18 protein-coding genes and 1 tRNA gene are annotated in these 17,724 nt (G+C 71.2%); 9 read left to right on the plus strand and 10 right to left on the minus strand.

All coding sequences use genetic code 11. The features are described 5' to 3' along the window. Positions 1–26: 26 nt before the first annotated feature. Both A3CE_RS0121220 and A3CE_RS0121225 read right to left on the minus strand, forming a co-directional pair. Positions 27–1,553, minus strand: a complete 1,527-nt coding sequence (locus A3CE_RS0121220; protein WP_020642123.1) for a sensor histidine kinase — start codon at positions 1,551–1,553, stop codon at positions 27–29. Further along, complete coding sequence (locus tag A3CE_RS0121225; protein WP_026468710.1) at positions 1,531–2,280, minus strand: response regulator transcription factor; 750 nt, start codon at positions 2,278–2,280, stop codon at positions 1,531–1,533. Before A3CE_RS0121225 ends, A3CE_RS0121220 begins: the two co-directional genes overlap by 23 nt. 175 nt (positions 2,281–2,455) lie before the next feature. Between A3CE_RS0121225 and A3CE_RS0121230 the strand changes: the two genes are divergently transcribed. Next, positions 2,456–3,103 carry a hypothetical protein gene (locus tag A3CE_RS0121230; RefSeq protein WP_020642125.1) on the plus strand — a complete coding sequence of 216 codons (648 nt, stop codon included), beginning with the start codon at positions 2,456–2,458 and terminating at the stop codon, positions 3,101–3,103. A gap of 76 nt (positions 3,104–3,179) precedes the next feature. Here the strand turns inward: A3CE_RS0121230 and A3CE_RS0121235 are convergent, their stop codons facing one another. After that, positions 3,180–3,836: a response regulator gene (locus A3CE_RS0121235; RefSeq protein WP_020642126.1), complete on the minus strand. Its 657-nt coding sequence runs from the start codon at positions 3,834–3,836 to the stop codon at positions 3,180–3,182. Continuing rightward, entirely contained in the window at positions 3,833–4,987 is a 1,155-nt protein-coding gene (locus tag A3CE_RS0121240) for a sensor histidine kinase (RefSeq protein ID WP_020642127.1), read from the minus strand. Before A3CE_RS0121240 ends, A3CE_RS0121235 begins: the two co-directional genes overlap by 4 nt. A gap of 60 nt (positions 4,988–5,047) precedes the next feature. On the opposite strand from A3CE_RS0121240, the gene A3CE_RS0121245 reads away from it, so the two are divergent. Continuing rightward, on the plus strand, positions 5,048–5,245 hold the full coding sequence (locus A3CE_RS0121245; RefSeq protein WP_020642128.1) for a hypothetical protein: 198 nt from the start codon (positions 5,048–5,050) through the stop codon (positions 5,243–5,245). On the opposite strand, the gene A3CE_RS0121250 is transcribed toward A3CE_RS0121245, so the two are convergent. Continuing rightward, complete coding sequence (locus A3CE_RS0121250; RefSeq protein ID WP_020642129.1) at positions 5,235–5,681, minus strand: nitroreductase family deazaflavin-dependent oxidoreductase; 447 nt, start codon at positions 5,679–5,681, stop codon at positions 5,235–5,237. The genes A3CE_RS0121245 and A3CE_RS0121250 overlap by 11 nt on opposite strands. Before the next feature lie 126 nt (positions 5,682–5,807). On the opposite strand from A3CE_RS0121250, the gene A3CE_RS0121255 reads away from it, so the two are divergent. Together A3CE_RS0121255 and A3CE_RS0121260 are read left to right on the plus strand one after the other, a co-directional pair. Further along, positions 5,808–6,479: a TetR/AcrR family transcriptional regulator gene (locus tag A3CE_RS0121255; RefSeq protein ID WP_020642130.1), complete on the plus strand. Its 672-nt coding sequence runs from the start codon at positions 5,808–5,810 to the stop codon at positions 6,477–6,479. Positions 6,480–6,516: 37 nt separating this feature from the next. Further along, positions 6,517–8,040 carry a 3-hydroxyacyl-CoA dehydrogenase gene (locus tag A3CE_RS0121260; protein WP_020642131.1) on the plus strand — a complete coding sequence of 508 codons (1,524 nt, stop codon included), beginning with the start codon at positions 6,517–6,519 and terminating at the stop codon, positions 8,038–8,040. A gap of 6 nt (positions 8,041–8,046) precedes the next feature. Here the strand turns inward: A3CE_RS0121260 and A3CE_RS0121265 are convergent, their stop codons facing one another. From A3CE_RS0121265 to A3CE_RS0121275, 3 genes are all read right to left on the minus strand, one after another. Next, on the minus strand, positions 8,047–8,640 hold the full coding sequence (locus A3CE_RS0121265) for a L,D-transpeptidase (RefSeq protein ID WP_020642132.1): 594 nt from the start codon (positions 8,638–8,640) through the stop codon (positions 8,047–8,049). A gap of 144 nt (positions 8,641–8,784) precedes the next feature. Continuing rightward, positions 8,785–11,568 carry a PQQ-dependent sugar dehydrogenase gene (locus tag A3CE_RS0121270; protein WP_376741607.1) on the minus strand — a complete coding sequence of 928 codons (2,784 nt, stop codon included), beginning with the start codon at positions 11,566–11,568 and terminating at the stop codon, positions 8,785–8,787. A 162-nt stretch (positions 11,569–11,730) separates the two neighbouring features. Then, positions 11,731–12,390 (minus strand): L,D-transpeptidase, encoded by a 660-nt coding sequence (locus A3CE_RS0121275; protein WP_020642134.1) that lies wholly within the window; start codon positions 12,388–12,390, stop codon positions 11,731–11,733. A 212-nt stretch (positions 12,391–12,602) separates the two neighbouring features. Here A3CE_RS0121275 and A3CE_RS0121280 point away from each other — a divergent pair, with 212 nt between their 5' ends. Further along, positions 12,603–13,112 (plus strand): hypothetical protein, encoded by a 510-nt coding sequence (locus tag A3CE_RS0121280; protein WP_020642135.1) that lies wholly within the window; start codon positions 12,603–12,605, stop codon positions 13,110–13,112. Here the strand turns inward: A3CE_RS0121280 and A3CE_RS0121285 are convergent. Both A3CE_RS0121285 and A3CE_RS0121290 read right to left on the minus strand, forming a co-directional pair. Beyond that, positions 13,102–13,992, minus strand: coding sequence for a serine/threonine-protein kinase (locus tag A3CE_RS0121285; protein ID WP_020642136.1), 891 nt, complete (start codon positions 13,990–13,992; stop codon positions 13,102–13,104). The genes A3CE_RS0121280 and A3CE_RS0121285 overlap by 11 nt on opposite strands. After that, positions 13,986–15,692, minus strand: coding sequence for an HsdM family class I SAM-dependent methyltransferase (locus tag A3CE_RS0121290; RefSeq protein WP_020642137.1), 1,707 nt, complete (start codon positions 15,690–15,692; stop codon positions 13,986–13,988). Before A3CE_RS0121290 ends, A3CE_RS0121285 begins: the two co-directional genes overlap by 7 nt. 77 nt (positions 15,693–15,769) lie before the next feature. Here A3CE_RS0121290 and A3CE_RS0121295 point away from each other — a divergent pair, with 77 nt between their 5' ends. From A3CE_RS0121295 to A3CE_RS0121310, 4 genes are all read left to right on the plus strand, one after another. Beyond that, positions 15,770–16,513, plus strand: coding sequence for a PP2C family protein-serine/threonine phosphatase (locus tag A3CE_RS0121295; RefSeq protein ID WP_020642138.1), 744 nt, complete (start codon positions 15,770–15,772; stop codon positions 16,511–16,513). A gap of 61 nt (positions 16,514–16,574) precedes the next feature. Continuing rightward, positions 16,575–16,659 (plus strand) — tRNA-Ser (locus tag A3CE_RS0121300). A 553-nt stretch (positions 16,660–17,212) separates the two neighbouring features. Next, positions 17,213–17,473, plus strand: coding sequence for a hypothetical protein (locus tag A3CE_RS0121305; protein WP_003056176.1), 261 nt, complete (start codon positions 17,213–17,215; stop codon positions 17,471–17,473). A gap of 4 nt (positions 17,474–17,477) precedes the next feature. Then, entirely contained in the window at positions 17,478–17,723 is a 246-nt protein-coding gene (locus A3CE_RS0121310) for a hypothetical protein (RefSeq protein ID WP_020642139.1), read from the plus strand. Position 17,724: the final 1 nt, after the last annotated feature.

Consider the following 17,724-nt stretch of genomic DNA (forward strand, 5'->3'; position numbering starts at 1 on the left):
GGACGTAGAGTCCCTCAATGTGCCATTCACGGACTTTGGGCACCTCTGGGAGCCGGTGCCTCCGGGAAGCTGATCTCGAACTCCGTGCGGCCCGGACGGCTCTGGACGCCGACGCGGCCACCGTGCGCTCCGGCCACCGCGGCCACGATCGCCAGTCCGAGGCCGGTGCTCCCCGCCGCGCGCGAACGCGAGTTGTCGCCGCGGGCGAAGCGCTCGAAGATGTTCGGGAGGATCTCGGGTGGGATGCCCGGGCCGTCGTCGGCCACCCGGAGCCGGACAATTCCGTCCGAAGTGGACAGTGTGGTCGTCACCGTCGTGCCCGGCGGCGTGTGCGTGCGCGCGTTGGCCAGCACGTTGATCACCACCTGGTGCAGCTGGCCCGCGTCGCCGAGGACGCCGAGCGGCTCGCCCGGGACGTCCAGCAGCCACTTGTGGTCCGGGCCCGCGACGTGCGCGTCCGCGACCGCGTCGGCCACCAGCCGGCTCAGGTCCACCCACTCGTGCACCACCGGCCGTCCGGAATCGAGGCGGGCGAGCAGCAGCAGGTCCTCCACCAGCGTCGTCATCCGGCGCGACTCGGACTCGACGCGGCTCATCGCGAAGGCGATGTCCGGCGGCACCTGCTCGCCGCTGCGGCGGGTGAGCTCGGCGTAGCCGCGGATCGCCGCCAGCGGCGTCCGCAGCTCGTGGCTCGCGTCCGCGACGAACTGGCGGACCCGGTTTTCGCTCGCGTGCCGGGCGCTGAGCGCGTTCGCGACGTGCTGCAGCATCCGGTTCAGCGCCGAGCCGACCTTGCCGACTTCGGTGCCGGGGTCGGTGTCCGCCTCCGGGACGCGTTCGGACAGCGCCACCTCGCCGCGGTCCAGCGGCAGCTCCGACACGCGCGTCGCGGTCGCGGCCAGCCGGTCGAGCGGCTGCATCGTGCGGCGGATCGTCGCCGCGCCGACCGCGCCCGCCACCAGGATCCCGGCGAGCGCGACGCCGCCGAGGATGAACCCGAGCTGCCAGAGCGTCTCGTTGACGTCCTTCAGCGGGAGGCCGATGACCGTCTTCTCACCGGTGGACGACGTCGTCGAGACGACGCGGTACTCGCCGAGGTTGCCGCCCAGGTCGATGCTGCGCTGCTTGCCGTCGGACGGCAGCGCCAGCAGGCGCAGGGCCTGGTCCTGCGGAACGCTCTTGAACGGCGGCCTGCGCTTCGACGCCCCGGCCGCTGCGGAGTCGATCACCGCGGCCGAGGCCTTCGAGCCGGACGTGACGACCGCGAGCGTGCCGTCGCCTTGGCCGAGCACGCGCAGCGCGTCCGGCGGCGGGGGCGTCTCGTGGTAGGTCCAGGGCGGCGGCCGTTCCCCGATGTGCGAGGCACGGTCGCTCGCCGCGGCGAGCCGCTTGTCCTGCTGGCCGACGAGGAACTCGGAAAGCGCGAACTCCGTGACCACGCCGACGACCAGGCACACCAGCGCGAGCAGGGCGGCGAGCTGGACGATCAGCCGCCGCCGCAGCGACCACGGCCGGCGGACGCGCTTCGGTTCAGCCTGCGGGCTTGAGGACATACCCGGCGCCCCGCATGGTGTGGATCATCGGCTCGCGGTCGGCGTCGATCTTCTTGCGCAGGTAGGAGATGTAGAGCTCGACGATGTTGGCCTGGCCGCCGAAGTCGTAGCTCCAGACGCGGTCCAGGATCTGGGCCTTCGACAGCACCCGCTTGGGGTTGCGCATGAGGTAGCGCAGCAGCTCGAACTCGGTGGCGGTCAGCGGCACCAGGTCGCCGCCGCGGTGCACCTCGCGGCTGTCCTCGTCCAGGGTGAGGTCGCCGACGACCAGCGTCGACCCGCTCACCCCGGTCACTCCGCCGGCCCGGCGCAGCAGCGCGCGCAGGCGCAGCGCCACCTCTTCGAGGCTGAACGGCTTGGTGACGTAGTCGTCGCCACCCGCGGTGAGCCCGGCGATGCGGTCCTCGACCGCGTCCTTCGCCGTCAGGAACAGCACCGGCAGGTTCGGCGCCTCGGACCGCATCCGGCGCAGCACCTCCAGGCCGCTGAAGTCGGGGAGCATGACGTCGAGGACGACGGCGTCGGGGCGGAAGTCGCGCGCGATCCGGACGGCCTCCGTGCCGTCGCCCGCGCTGCGCACCTCCCAGCCCTCCATCCGCAGGGCCATCGACACGAGCTCGGCCAGCGTCGCCTCGTCGTCGACGACGAGGACCCGCACGGGGCTCCCGTCGGCGCGGCGCAGGTCGGCCTTGCCGGGGCCTGGTGACGTGGCGTTCATAGCGGTCATAGTGCCATCTTCCCGGCGGCTCTTCAGGACTCACTGTGCGCTCGCTGTGCGTTCCCTGTGAAGGTCGTTCGCCCGGGTAAGGGAGCCACAGCGCCCGCTGACGCTCCGCACAGCTCGGACACAGCCACGGCGGCGAACCTGGCCTCATCCAGTGTGGGTACGACCGGAGGACACGATGACAACCCCGAACACCCCGCCCGAAGGCGGACCGGCCCCCGCCGCGAACACCCCGGCCCCGGGCGAGCCGGCTCCGGCGAACTGGGGTGACCCCGCGGCCGCCCCGCCCAGGAAGGGCTGGTCCGGCAAGAAGACGGCGATCGCGGCGGGTATCGCCGTGGTGATCGCGGCCGGCGGCGGCGCGGCGATCTGGGCGGGCACCAGCAGCGCCGACAACTCGGCACAGCAGGGCCCAGGCGGCTTCGGCGGCCCGGGTGGCCAGTTCCGCGGCCAGGGCATGCCCGGCGGCGGCTTCGGCGGCGGCATGACAGCGCTGCGCGACGCCCTGCACGGCGACTTCGTCGTGGCGAACGGCAGCGGCGGCTACACGACCGAGCGTCTGCAGACGGGCGACGTGACCGAGCTGAGCGCCACGTCGGTGACGCTGACCAGCAAGGACGGCTACAAGCAGACGTACACGATCGACTCGTCGACCCAGAAGACGGGCGACGTGAAGACGGGCGACACGAACATCACGGTGGTGGCGAAGGTGGACGGCCAGACGGCCACGGCGACCTCGCTGGGCAAGGGCTTCGAGCAGGGCCAGCGCCAGCCGGGCCAGCGCCGCAACGGCGGCGGCACCTACTCGGCCCGCCCGACGAGCTGACCCACCCCCTCCAGTGCCGGGAACGCCCCGACTGTCGCGTACCCCTCCCGCCGCGTCGGGGCGTTCCCAACCTCTCTCAGTCGCCCGGGACGAGCTTGTGGCGGTAGGCGTAAACGACGGCGTGCACGCGGTCGGGCAGCCCGAGCTTCGAGAGCACCCGCGACACGTGCGTCTTGACGGTCTCCTCGCCGACGTGCAGCTTCCGCGCGATCTCGGCGTTGCTGCACGCGCCCGCCAGGAGCAGCAGGACCTCGCGTTCGCGGGACGTCAGCCGGGCCAGCTCGGGGGGTTCGGCGGCCGCCGGTTCGAGGACCGCCGCGAACTTCGCCACCAGCCGGCGCGTCACCGACGGGTCGATCAGCGCGTCTCCGCGCGCCGCCACCCGCATCGCCGCGACCAGTTCCTCCGGGGCCAGGCTCTTCAGCAGGAACCCGCTCGCCCCCGCGCGCAGCGCCCGGTAGACGTACTCGTCGGCGTCGTAGGTCGTGAGCACGAGGACGCGGGTGTCGTTGCCCGGCGCGGCGAGGATGGCCTCGGTCGCCGCGAGGCCGTCGAGGCGGGGCATCCGGACGTCGAGGACCGCGACGTCCGGACGCAGGCGCGCGGTCTCGGCGACGGCTTCGCGGCCGTCGGACGCCTCGCCGACGCACGTGAAGTCGGGCTGGGTGTCCAGCAGCGCGCGCATCCCGGACCGGAACATCGCGTGGTCGTCGGCCAGCAGGACGCGGATCATGTGCTCTCCACCGGGAAGGTCGTGCGCAGCTGCCAGTCCTCGCCGGCCTCGCCGTAGGAGACCTGGCCGCCGAACAGCGTGACGCGCCGGCGGATCCCCGCCAGGCCGCGATGCGCGTATTCGCTCGGCGGGCTGCGGTCCGGCCGCAGCCCGTTGGTCACCGTGAGCACGACCTCGGTGCGGCCGTGGTTCAGCTCCACCTCGACCGGGCCTTCGCCGTGGCGCAGCGCGTTGGTCAGGGCCTCCTGCACGATCCGGTACAGCGCGACGTCGAGGGAGCCCGGCAGCTCGCGGGGTTCGCCGCGCAGGGTCAGCCGGATCGGCAGGCCGGCCGCGCGGACGGTCTCGACCAGCTCGTCGAGGTTGTCCAGACCCGGTTGGGCGGCGGTGGTTTCGGCGTGCAGGAGGTCGAGGAGCCGGCGCAGGTCGGCCATCGCCGAACGGCTCGCCGATTCGACCGCGCCGAGGGACTTCCGGACCGGCGAGTCGCCGTCGGGCAGGCCGAGCCGGGCCGCGCCGGCGTGCACGCCGATCGCGCTGACGTGGTGGGAGATGACGTCGTGCAGGTCGCGGGCGATCGTCGTGCGTTCCTCGGTGACGGCCCTCCGCACGACCTCCTCTTCGTGCAGACGGCGTTCGGCGGCTTCGCGTTCGAGGTCGGCGATGTAGGCGCGCCGGGCGGTCGTGTACCGGCCGACCAGCCACGGCAGCAGCGCCTGCACACTGACGTTGATCGCGATCAACCGCCAGTCGGCCGCCGTGCGCCCGCCGCCTTCGACGCAGCCGACGGTGACGCCGGCGAGCAGCGCGCCGAGCGCGAGCACGGCCGGTTTCGGCCGCAGCCAGGCCCCGGCCCGGAACCCGGCGATGAGGAGCCCGGCGTTGTTGCCGGTGACGTACCCCTGGCAGGTGCAGAGCAGCAGCGGCGCGCCCGCGAAGAGCAGGGCGTGCGCGAGCGCCACCCAGCCGGAGTACCGCGCGGCCCCGGCGAGGGCCGCGTTGACGCCGATCCCGGCCAGCAGCACCACCCAGGCGCGCCAGCCGGCTTCGCCGAGCGGGCCGCGGAGGCTGAACAGGGCGGCGTCGCAGACGACGCAGACGAGGGCGACCAGCAGCGACTGCCGCCTCAGTGACCCCCTGATGTCCTGCACACCCGCAACTCTGCCCTAACCGCCCCGGCGATCGCGATGTCCCGCGCCTAGACTGGGTGGATGAAGCGGTGGATCACCCTTGCGGCCGGGGTCGTGCTCGTGCTCGTCGGCGCCGTCTGGGTGCTGCAGGGCGTCGGTGTCATCACCGGCAGCTTCATGACCGGCCAGAAGCTGTGGTTCCTCATCGGGCTCGCCGCGTTCCTCGTCGGCGTGGTCCTGGTCGCGGCGTCGGCGACCCGGCGCAAACCTACTTCGTGAAGATCTCGAAGATCGGGTAGCCCGGCGCGATCTCGCGCAGCTTCTCGTCGGACGCCTTGTCATCGACGCCGTCGAAGAACACGCCGACCTCGAACTTCCAGCGCTTGAGGTAAGCGCGGAGGATGCCCGGCTTCTCGTCGTGGCCCAGCTCGCGGAAGGTGAACGTCTCGACGCGGCGCCCGACGCGCAGCGTGCCCTGGCCCGCGGCGCGCAGGTTGCGCACCCACTGCGTCTCACCGCGCGGGGCGACGAGGTAGCGGACGCCGTCGACGGTCAGCAGGTTGACCGGGGTCGAGCGCGGCTCGCCGCTCTTGCGGCCGACGACGGTCAGCACCCGGCTGCCCCAGACGCTCACGCCCAGCTCGGTCAGCTTCGCGACCACCTTGTTGAAGATGTCGGTGGACTTGCCGGGCTGGATGTAGCGGGTGTCGTTCATGGTGTCCTCCGGAGTTTCGGGAGAGCAGTGCTCTCGGTTAAGAGCAGTGAACACCTTCGCGAGCACGCTGTCAAGAGCACTGCTCTCTGTTTTGTGCGCTGCTCTCGTCGTGGCACACTGATCCCCATGACCGCCACCCGCACAGCACGTGAACGTGCCCGCGCCGAACTGACCCAGGAGATCAAGGACGAGGCCCGCCGCCAGCTCGCCGAGGTCGGCGCGCACGGGCTGTCGCTGCGCGCGGTGGCCCGGGAGCTGGGCATGGTGTCGTCCGCGCTGTACCGGTACTTCCCGAGCCGCGACCGGCTGCTGACCGAGCTGATCGTCGACGCCTACAACGCGATCGGCGAGGCGGCGGAGAAGGCGGACCCGGGTCGGGGCGCGCCCCGCGATCGGTGGCTGGCGATCTGGCAGGGAACTCGCGACTGGGCCCGCGCGCGCCCCCACGAGTACGCGCTGATCTACGGCTCGCCGATCCCCGGGTACGCGGCGCCGCAGGAGACGGTCGTGCCGGCCGCCCGCGTCGCGCTCGCCCTGGTCAAGGTGCTCACCCACACCGAGCTGCGCGGGATCGACGGCGAAGTCCCGCCTGAGCTGCGTGCCCAGGCCGAGGCACTCACGAAGGTCCTCGGGATCATCGCCGGCCCCGAAACCGTGGCCCGGCTGCTCATGGCGTGGACCCAGCTGTTCGGCGCGATCAGCTTCGACCTGTTCGGCCAGTACGTCGGCAGCGTCGACCCGGCCGACGCGTTCTTCGCCCACTCGGCGAGGCGGATGGCGGAGTTCGTCGGGCTCTAGGCTGAGGCGAGAGTCCAACGGCGGAAGGCGGCACGACGTGACGGGGTGGGCCGGGAAGGTCGGCAGGATCCGGGTGATCGGGACCGGGGTGATGGGCCGCGGGATCGCCCAGCTCGCCGCGACCGCGGGCGTGACTGTCGAGCTGGCCGACGTCCAGCCCGAAGCCGTCGCCAAGGCCGTCGAGTTCATCGGCGGGATGATCGACAAGCTCGCCGCCAAGGGCAAGCTCGACGAGGACCCGCAAGTGGTCAAGGACCGGCTGGTGCCGGTGGCCGCCCCCGCCGCCCCCGCGGACGGCGTCGACCTGGTGCTCGAAGCCGTGCGGGAAGACCTCGCGACGAAGCGTGCCCTGTTCGCCGACCTCGAGCGCGTCTGTCCACAGGAGACGATCTTCGCGACGAACACCAGTTCCCTGTCGGTCACCGAGATCGCCGCCGAACTGGCCGATCCCGGCAGGCTCGTCGGCCTCCACTTCTTCAACCCGGTGCCGCTGATGCGCCTGGTGGAGGTGGTGCCCGGCGCCCGCACCCGCGACTGGCTGCCCGGCCAGGCGCTCGAACTGGTCCGCGGCTGGGGCCACGAGCCGGTGCTGGCGAAGGACGCGCCCGGCTTCCTGGTCAACCACGCCGGCCGCGGCCTGAACACCGAGGCGCTGCAGATCCTCGCCGAGGCGCTGGCCGGGCCCGCCGACATCGACCGCGTCGCCCGCGACGTGCTCGGCCTGAAGCTCGGCCCGTTCGAGCTGCTCGACCTCACCGGCCTCGACGTGTCCCACGCCGTGCTGGAGAGCATCTGGAGCGGCTTCCACGGCGACCCGCGGCTGCGGCCGTCGTGGCTGACCCGGCCGCGCGTGGCCGCCGGGCTGTTCGGACGCAAGAACGGCGAAGGCTTCTACTCCTACGTCGACGGGCAGCAACGGGTCGCCGAGGACCCGGCGGTGCCGCCGAAGCCGGCGAGCCCGGTGTTCACCGCGGACGAGCACCTCGCCCGCGCGCTGTCGTCCGCGGGCGTCCAGGTGGTGTCCGACGCCTACCCGGACTCGGTCCTGCTCGTGCCGCTCTACGGCGAGTCCACTGTGGACGCCGCAGCCCGCGCCGGGCTGCCGCCGGAGCGCGTCGCCGGCGTCGACCCGCTCGGCGGCTACGAACGCCGCCTGACGATGTCGGTGCACCCCGGTCTCGACCCGGCCGCGGGCCGCGCCGCCTGGGGCGCGCTGGCCGCGACCGGCCACCCGGTGACGGTCGTCCGCGACGGGCCCGCCCCGATCGCGCAGCGGCTGCTGGCGTCGATCGTCAACACGGCGTGCTTCATCGCGGGCCAGCACCTGGCGACCCCGGCGGACATCGACACGGCGGTCCGGCTCGGCCTCGGCTACCCGCGCGGCCCGCTGGCCTGGGGCGACCTCGTCGGCGGCGACGTCGTGCTGCGCATCCTGCGCGGCCTGGCCGCGGCCACCGGGGACCCGCGCTACCGGCCGAGCCCGTGGCTCACCGAGCGCGTCGCCCTCGGCCTGCCGCTGACGGCGGCCGGAACGACCCCGGCCGGCCTGCGAACGTCCTGATCGGACCTAACGGACGACCTGGACTACATCGCCCTTCTCCAGGGTGTTGAAGAACTTCAGTGACGCCGCGCTCGAGAGGTGCACGCAGCCGGCCGAGTACCTGCCGAGGCTGCCCTCGTGGAACGCGATGCCGCCGGGGGCGAAGAAGACCGAGTTCGGCATCGGTGCACCGTTGAACTCGGTGCTGAGGTGCATCTTTTCCTTGTATTGTACGTGAAAACTGCCCACCGGAGTCGGCTCGTCCTTCTTACCCGGCAACATTTTCACCGGGCCGTACACGATCTTGCCTTCGTCGAGCAGCCAAGCCTGCTTGCCCGAAAGGGACACACAGGCTTTCGCCGTGATCGTGCACGGCACCCCGGCCGCCATCGCCGGTTTCGCCGTTTTCGCCGGAGCCGCCTTGGTCTCCTTCGCCGGGGCCGAAGTGGACGGCGTCGAAGTGGACGGCGTCGAAGTGGACGGCGCCGACGTGGCCTGAGGCGCCGACGGGGTGTCGGCGGCCAGCCGGACCTCCCCGGTGCCGCTCGTCGCCGAGCAGGCGGTCAGCACCACCGCGGTGACCAAAGTGGACAGGCCGACCAGCGTGCGCCGAATACGCATGTGTTCCCCCAGTGAATCCGTGATTCTGCTTTCTTCCCACCAAGACGTGCGGCCCCCACAGGAGGTTGATCGTTCCGGCGCAGAAAAAACGCGGGCCGCCTCCGGAGACTTCCGGAGACGGCCCGCGCCGGGTTCAGTTCGACGTCACCAAGGGCGGTCGACCGCCCCGCCGGAGAGGGTGAACGTGATGTAGCCGCCTTCGAAGTCGCTGCGGTACACCCCGTTCGTCACGTACTCGTCGGTCTTCGGGTAGTGCAGGTAGGACCCCTCCCACCCGAGGGCCGCCCACCGCTTCCGGATCTCGCCCTTCACGGCGTGCGCACCGGTCGCCACCGTGTAGTAGATCGAGTGGCCGAGGCTGAAGTGGTTGTAGCGGCCACGGCCGTCCGGCGTCCCGAGCTCGTCGGTGGCCGGGTAGCCGAGACCGCGCTCGAAGTCGAGCGCCGCCCACTTCTTCCGGATCTCGCCGAAGATGGCGTGCGCACCGGTCGCGGCCGTGTAGTAGATCGAACCGACGTTGGTGCCCTTGAGGAAGTGGTTGTAGCGGCCGACTCCGTCCGGCGTGCCGCCCTCGTCGGTCGTCGGGAAGCCCAGGCCACGCTCGAAGTCGAGCGCCGCCCACTTCTTCCGGATCTCACCGTAGAGCGCGTGCGCACCGGTCGCTGCCGTGTAGTAGATCGAACCGACGTTGCCGTTGTTGACGAAGTGGTTGTACTGCGCCACGCCGTCCGGGGTCGTCGTGGTGTCGTTCGTCGGCGGCCCGAGGACGTTGCTGCCGCCGAAGGCGACGTACTTGTCCAGCACCGGTCCGGTGACCAGCTGCGTCCCGGTCGCGGCGCTCCAGTAGAGCCGTCCGTTCGCGTAGGCGCGGTAGTGGACCGGGCCGTCGGTGACCTCGGCCGCCGTCGGCGCCCCGAGCTTCGCCTGCAACGCCGGGTCGGCGTTGTAGCGCTGGTCGATCGCGGTCGCGTAGTTCGCCGTCAGCGTCATGTCGGTCGTGCCGACGGTGATGACCCACGTGTTGTCCGTCGGACCGCCCTGCCAGCCGGTGAACGTCGAGACGCCGTCGATAGCCGTCCCCGCGGCTTCGACGTCGAACGTCGCACCCTCGGTGACCTGCGCCGAGCTGGTACCGATACCGCCCTCGATCGCGATCGTCAGCACCGCGGGCTGCGTGCTGACCAGGGTGAGCTGGTGCCGTCGCGGCATGGCCGTGTACGTCTTGGACGTCTTGACGCCCGCGCTGTCGGTCACCGAAGCGGTGAACGTCATCCGGGAGTCGGGGTGCGCGGTGAACGGCACCGAGAAGCTCGCCCCGGTCCCACCCACGTCCGGGTGCAGGTGGCAGGTCCCCTCGGTCGGGCAGTGCTGCACCGCCGAGGTCCAGGTGACCGGCAGCGCGCCGTCCTCGGCGTCGGTCGCGGTGGCGCTGAGGGAGACCTGCTGCTTCACCGCGAACGTCGCGGTGTCGCCCGGCGTGGTGAGGGTGAGCTCCGGGGTGTGGTTGCCCGGCGCGACCGCGATGGTGGTCGTGCCGGTGGCGCCCAGCGGGTCGCGGACCGTCAGTGTCGCGGTGAACGTCTCGGTGCCCGCCGCGTAGGCGTGGGACATCTTCGGACCGGCGTTGGGGGCGACCTGCCCGTCCCCGAAGTCCCAGTCGTAGGTCAGCACGTCGTTGTCGTAGTCGACCGACGTGGAGCCGTCGAACGTCACGGTCCGGGTGGCCGGGTCGGTGGTGGACGACGCGTTCGCCACCGGGACGGTGTTGCCGGCCGAATAGCTCAGCCGGCGCAGCTTCCCGGAGATGATGTCCGCGTAGACGATGTCGCCGTTCGGTGCCGCGGCGAACTTCACCGGGCCGCCGATGTCGGTGAACAGCGGCGGGCTCTGCGGCGCCTGCGTGAGCTTGCCCTGGTCGTCGTACGTCAACGTCCAGATCTTGTTCTTCGCGTAGTCGCCGAAGAAGTAGGCACCGTGGTACGCGGCCGGGTAGCTGGATCCGTTGTAGAGGATCCCGCCGCTGACGCTGTTGCCCTGCATAGCGCCGTCGCCGTGGTTGTACTCGTAGATCGGCGGCTGGTTCGCCACCCCGGCGCAGCCGGCGAGATCGCTGTAGCCCGGGGTCGGGTGGGTGCCTTCCCAGCACGGCCAGCCCTGGTTGCCGCCGCGCTGGACGACGTCGACCTCTTCCCAGGTGTTGAAGCCGACGTCACCGACGACCGGCAGGCCGAGGTTCGGGTCGATGCTGAACCGGAACGGGTTGCGGAACCCGCGGGCGAACACCTTGCTCGCGGTCGAACCGGGGTTGGCCGCGTCGTAGTACGGGTTGGACGGCACGCCGTTGCCGTCGGCCGTGAGGTGGAAGATCTTGCCGTACGGCTGGTTGATGTCCTGGGCCCGCAGCGAAATCGGGTTCACCTTGGTGTAGTCGCCGTTGTCGCCGATCGACAGCCAGAACGTCCCGTCGGCGGCGGCGATGACCGTGTCGATGCCGTGGACGTTGAAGTTGCCCGGCACCTCGAACAGCGTCTGCTCGCCGGTCAGGCCGGCCGGTGCACCGGCCGCGTCCACGGTGACCGTGAACCGCGCCAGCCGCATGACGAAGCTGCCGGAGATGTTGATCGAGCGCGTCAGGTAGATCGAGTGTGACGTCGCGTAGTCGGGCGCGATGGCCAGCCCCATGAGACCGAGGTCCTCGTTGGTGCGGACCGGAAGCGTGGCGATCGTCTTACCCGTTCCGGTGACCGGCAACCAGCGGACGGTGCCGTCCTTGCCGGTCACGATGGTCGAGTTGTCCGGCAGGTAGCCGAAATCGGTGAGTGATCCGGCCCCCAGGCCGGAGTCGGTGTCCTGCAGGACGAATCCCGGCGGGAGTGTTGCCGCCGACGCCACCCCCGTGGACACGGCGGGCAGCAACGCTCCAGTCATGACTGCCGCCACCAAGGCGTGACGGAGTGCGCGAAGTTTTCGCAAGGCCATCTGGCCCCCCTTCCCAAGCGATCACTTATCGCCGGAGAAGGGGAGCCAGTTGCACTCCCCCGTATGAATTTATCTGACCGTGACCTACTGTCAGTGATTGTTTGGTACCGGTTACGGCACGACCTGCACCACGTCACCGACGTGCAGCGTGGTGAAGAACTTCAACGACGCACCCGCCGACAGGTGGATGCAGCCGTGCGAATACACCGAGAGGCTACCCGTGTGGAAGGCGTCACCCGGGTAGAAGAACACCGAGTTCGGCATCTCAGCATTGTCGAATTCCTTCGACAGATGCATCTTTTCCTTGTAAAGGACGCTGAACGTGCCGGTCGGGGTCGGGTTGCTCTTCCGGCCCGGCAGCATCGGCACCGGCCCGTAGATCACCTTGCCGCCCTGCAGCAGCCACGCCTTGTGCGCCGAGATGTCGACGCAGGCGGCGGTGCCCGGCGCCGCGGCCGCCGCCGCGCACGGGACGCCCGGGTCCGCCGGGGGCTGCGGTTGCGGCTTCGGCTTGGGCTTCGGCTTGGGCGTGGTGCTGGTCGGCGCCGGCTTCGAGGTCGGCGTCGCGGACGTCGGTGTCGGTGTCGGCGTGGCACTGGCCGTCGTGGGCGCCGGCGTGGTGCTGGACGTGGTCGGCGCCCCACCGCCGGTCCCCGCGGCGGCGACGGCCCCGCCACCCGCGTTCTGGCCGCCGGACGCCCCGCCGCCGGAGCACGCGGCCAGCACGAACGCGGTGGCCAGCGCGGCCGCTCCCGCCAGAAGCCTCTTCACGATCCGGTACCCCCAGCTGTCTCGATCATCGCGTTTGGACACCGGTAAAGACGGCGGTCACCCGTTCGAGGTTCGTCGGGAAAGGTCACGATTTGGGTAGCCGTCCACCCGCGGGTTGACGCGCGGATCCACCCGGACCCGATCCCCGCGCCGGCGAAACCGGGCCGCCGTTCGCCGAAGCTGGACGGACTTCCGAACCGAGGAGCCCCGGAATGCCCAGCGCCGCGAACGTCCTGCTCTACGCCGCCATCGCCGGCCTCGTCCTCTACAAGGTCGTGTACCAGCAGGTCCGCGGCACGCTGCTCGACCGCAAGACGCTGATCACGATGCCGCTGCTGCTCACCGCGGTGGGCGGCTACCTGACGGTGAAAGCGCTGCCCGGCGCGGCCACCGCCGAAGTCGGCCTGCTCGCCGCCGACCTGCTCGTGCTGGCCGGGCTCGGCGTGCTGCGCAGCGCGACGACCACTCTCACCGAGCGCGACGGCACGACGTTCCAGAAGGGCTCGGCCGTCACGATCGGGCTGTGGATGCTGACCGTCGCGGCGCGGATCGGTGTGGTGGCGCTGGGGACCGCGCTCGGCGTCGCGGGCCCGCTGACCTCGGCGTCGATCGCGCTGACCCTCGGGGTGAGCATCGCGGTGCAGAACGCGACGACCTACCGGCGCCTCCAGCGCCGCGGCTTGCCGCTCGCCGACCGGCGCCCGGCGGCGCTCAGCCGTTGACCCGCCCGAGCATCCGCGCGTACATCCGGCCCGGGCTGGGCACCGACGGCGGCACCAGGAACCCCGGCAGCGGCGGCAGCTCGCCGACGAACGCGCCGAGCCGCTCGTACAGCGCCGCGGCGCCGGTGGGCCGGGCCTCGGGGTCTTTCGCGAGCATCCGGGCGAGCAGGGCGTTGAGCTGCTTCGGGACGCCCCGGACCGGCGGCGGCTGCTCCTTGACCTGCCGTTCGAACACCGCGTACGCCGTGGGCCCGTCGAAGAGCCGCCGGCCGGTGAGCATCTCGTGCAGCACGCACCCGAGCGCGTAGAGGTCGCTTCGCGGTTCGGCGCCGCCGCGCTGGATCTGCTCGGGCGCCATGTACGACGGCGTCCCCAGCAGCTGCCCGGCCCGGGTGAACTGCGCGGCGTCGGCTTCGCGGAGCACAGCGAGCCCGAAGTCCATCACCTTGACACCACCGTCGGGACCGAGCATCAGGTTGGACGGCTTGAGGTCGCGGTGGCACACGGCGTGCGCGTGGGCGGCGGTCAGCACCGCGCACGCCTGCGCCGCGATCGCCGCGGCCCACGGCACCGGCAGCGGCCCGTGTTCGGCGAGCAGGTCGGCCACGGTCACGCCGTCGACGAACTGCATGACCTGGAACAACCGGTCGTCGTGCGTGCCGTAGTCGTACAGCGTCGGCACGCCGGGGTGGTCGAGCGTCGCCAGGATGCGGGCTTCGCGGGCGAAGCGGGCTTCCAGCTCTTCGTCACGGCCCGGCAGGCGGAGCAGCTTGATCGCCACCCTGCGGCCCAGCCTGCGGTCGTGCCCGCCGTGCACCGCGCCCATCCCGCCGCGGCCGAGCGGCAGCTCGTCGAGCTCGTAGCGGTCGGCGATCAGCATCCGTTCCCCTGACGGCCCGGCCTGAGCCGTCCTTCGACAAGTCCAGCGAAGCCTAACCGCACCAGGTCACGGCCGATTTCCGCCGCCTGCCGCAGGACGTCGTCGAACTCGGCCAGCCGCCGGAAGACCTGGCCGTATTCGCGCTGGACGGCGAGCGGGACGCGCGGGATCCGCACGCGCCTGCCGTCGATCCGGGTCGAAGCCGACGTGGCGGGCAGGTCCGCCGCGCGCAGGCAGCCGGCCAGGAAGTCCGCGTCCAGCCGATCCGCGTCGACCCGGTACACGGTGAGGCCGGCCCCGACCGGCCGCGACGGTCCACTGTGGACGTACGCGATCCCGGTCACCGAGGCCACGACGTCCCCCGCCTCGGCCACCGGGTGCTCGGCGTCCGCGCGGGCCGCGTGCTTGACCTCGACCACACCCGCCTTGACCAGCTCGCCGATCGTCGTGAACACCGGTTCGGTGTCCGCTGCTTCGAGCGACGGCAGCCGCGGAACCAGCTCGGCGAACCGGCCCCGCACGGCCTGGAAGGCCGTCCCGGGGTCTTCGTCCCTGGCTCGGCGCCGGGCCGGCGTCAGGTCGACGTCGTCGTCGAGCAGGTCGATGATCCGCACGCCGGACTCGGGGCGGGCCAAGAACCCGGTCCACTTCGTGTCCACTGTGGACAGATCGTCCCCCGCCTCGCCGAGCAGCACCGTGGACGGCGGGCGTTCGCCGGAGACCGGTCGCCGCAGCAGCCAGAGATCGGGGCCGGCCGGGGCCAGCGTGACGACCGCGCGGACCGCGCCCGCGCGCAACAGGTTGCCCCGGATGCGTTTTCCGCTGCGCCGCCCGGCCGCCGCACCCGGCATCAGGATGGCGACGGTGCCCCCGGGTTCGACGTGTGCGAGACAGTGCTGCACCCAGGCGAGCTCGGGCTCGCCGCGCGGGGGCAGGCCGTACTCCCAGCGCTCGTCGCCGACCAGTTCGTCGTGCCCCCAGGCCCGTTCGTTGAACGGCGGATCGCACAGCACCGCTTCGGCGGTCCGGCCGGCGAAGGCGTCTTCGCGCAGCGCGTCGACCGCGTAAACCTCGGCTTCGATGCCGCGCAGCCGCAGCCGCAGCGCCGCGATCGACGCCGTCGTCGGGTCGCTGTCCTGCCCCAGAACGGTTTTCGCGCCGCTCGCCAGCGCGAGCGCGCCGAAGCCGCACGCGGGATCGAGGATCGTCGACACCGGACCGACGAGCCGGGCCATCAGCTCGGCGACCGGCTCCGGCGTCGCCGACAACCGCCGCGAATGCGCCTCGAAGTACCTGCGGCACACCAGTTCGAACGCTTCGACCGGGCCGGCCCGGTGCGTCAGCTCGCTGAGCAGAGTCAGCAGCTCGGGGTCGTCGAGCTTGCGGTCGAAGGTGTCGAAGATCCCGGCCTGGAACGCGAAGAAGGCGCCCGCGCGGCTCACGCGTCCGGCCAGGTCGAGGTCGTCGCCGAGAGCGCGCAGGCGCTGCCACGCGCGTTCGCCGGCACTCAGCTCGAACTTCTTGCCGCGCGCGGCGAACCAGCCGGCCACGGCGGACAGGCCGAACAACGGGCTCGACGCCGTACCGCCGACCGGCTGCGGGAAGTCCGGGTAACGGCGGCGCCAGTTGCTCACCGCGGCCCGGCCGACCCCGGCGAGCCGCGCGATGTCGGCCGCGCTGACTGTGGCGTCGTCGTCCATGGCGAGGACTCTATCGGAGGATGCTCCATTCAGTCGCTGTGCTTGTGAACTCAGTCAACCAATGCTTTCATGGGATCATGACACACGATCGGTACGTCCTGCGGTACGCCGCCGGGTCGGACGTCGGCAAGCGACGCCGGGTCAACGAGGACGCGGTCTACGCGAGTTCCCGCCTGCTCGCCGTCGCCGACGGCATCGGCGGCCAGCCGCACGGCGAGGTCGCGAGCGCGACCGCGATCGACGTGCTGCGCGAGCTCGAGGTCGACCTGCGCCGGATCGACCTGACGAGTGTCGACCTCGCCGCGACACTGGTGGGCGTGGTCAAGTCGATCGACGAGCGACTGGCCGAAGTCGCCTCGAACGAGCCGACGACCGAAGGCATGGGCACGACGCTGACGACCCTCCTCTTCGACGGCGTCGAGTTCGCCGCGGCCCACATCGGCGACTCCCGCGGCTACCTCCTGCGCGAAGGCGGCCTGCGCCGGCTGACCCGCGACCACACGCTCGTACAGGCCCTGGTCGAAGACGGCCGCGTCGCCGCCGAGGACGCCGAGTCCCACCCGCGGCGTTCGCTGCTGATGAAGGCATTGCAGACGGCGGGCTCCGGCGACCCCGACATCTGGACGTTCACCGCCCGCGAGGGCGACCGGTACCTGCTGTGCTCGGACGGCTTGAGCGGCCCGGTCTCCGAAGCGACCCTGCGCGACGTGCTGGCGGCCGGCTCGGAGCCGGCCGAGGTGATCCCGGAACTGATCCGCCTGGCCAACGAAGGCGGCGGCCCGGACAACATCACCTGCGTCGTCGCCGACGTCACGCGCTGAAGGCCGCCCTGCTCAGACCCACCTTCGCAGCCCCGGAAGGCCATCCGGTATCGTCTCCTGCGGAGGATTGGCCGAGCGGCCTAAGGCGCACGCTTGGAAAGCGTGTTGGGTTCACGCCCTCGCAGGTTCGAATCCTGTATCCTCCGCCGCAGTAACCAGACGAGACGCCGGGCAGCCTTCACGGGCAGCCCGGCGTTTTGTCGTCTTCGTCCCGGTTCCGGTTCTCATCGGACCCACCGCCGGCCGGGGTACCTCGCGCCCGCGCGGCCAACTTTCAGTACGTCCGCGGGATGCCCGTCCGGCCCTTTTGGCCGCGGCGAACGTGAAAATGTCTTCGACGCAGGGAATTTCCGCTCCTGTACGGGGAGTTACGAGTAGGGCTGAACGAAGTGCGTTACTCCGGTCGCGCTAGTCTCAGCCCCACCTCGCCCGCCCCCGTGGAGAAAGGCCAGCAGTGGCACGAAAACCGCTCTGACCTGGGGTAGCGCTGGCCAGCGACTTCAAGGTGCGGTACTGGTGTCGGGACGACCCCCGCACAGACCGTGATCGGCCCGGCCCCGGACGTTCCCACGTCCGGGGCCTTGCTGATTCCGGACCCGCGATCACTCGGCAAAGTCAGATGATCACGCTGAGTCGCTGGATCTGTTTCAATGGAACCGTCCCCGTACGACCCCCCAGATTCCGAGGAGTAGAGGCCCGATGGCCGGAGTCGAAGAGATCCGCGCTGGCATCGCGCTCGCCAACGAAAAGGCGTCCGCGAGCATCGCCGCCCTGCAACAGGCAGCGCAGTCTCTCGAAGAAGCCCAGCAGTCGCTCGCACAGGCGACCCAAGGGAGCAGCCAGCACGAAGTGAGCCAGGCACACGGACTGTTGGCGGAAGCCCTGCAAGGCATCAACGGCTTGCAGAGCACCGTCCAAGCCAGCATTTCCTCCGCCGACTCCTACTCGGCGCGTCTCTAGCCGGATGACGCTCGCCGAACTCCACCAGCTGCTCACCGTTGCCGTGACCGGGCTCGCCGACGCGCGCGCCCACTCCGAGCGGGCCACAAGCCTGCTCGGAGAAGCCCGGCAAGCTCTCGTGGATGCCCAGGCCAAGGCCGATCCCTGGCTTCCTTCGCAGTACGCCCAGGCCGGCGAGGGGCTGGACCAGCTCCTCGTCCGCCTGTCCGCTGCCGAGGATCTGGTGAGCGGATACCGGTCGCGCCTGTAAT

Source organism: Amycolatopsis balhimycina FH 1894, assembly GCF_000384295.1.
GTDB classification, from domain to species: domain Bacteria; phylum Actinomycetota; class Actinomycetes; order Mycobacteriales; family Pseudonocardiaceae; genus Amycolatopsis; species Amycolatopsis balhimycina.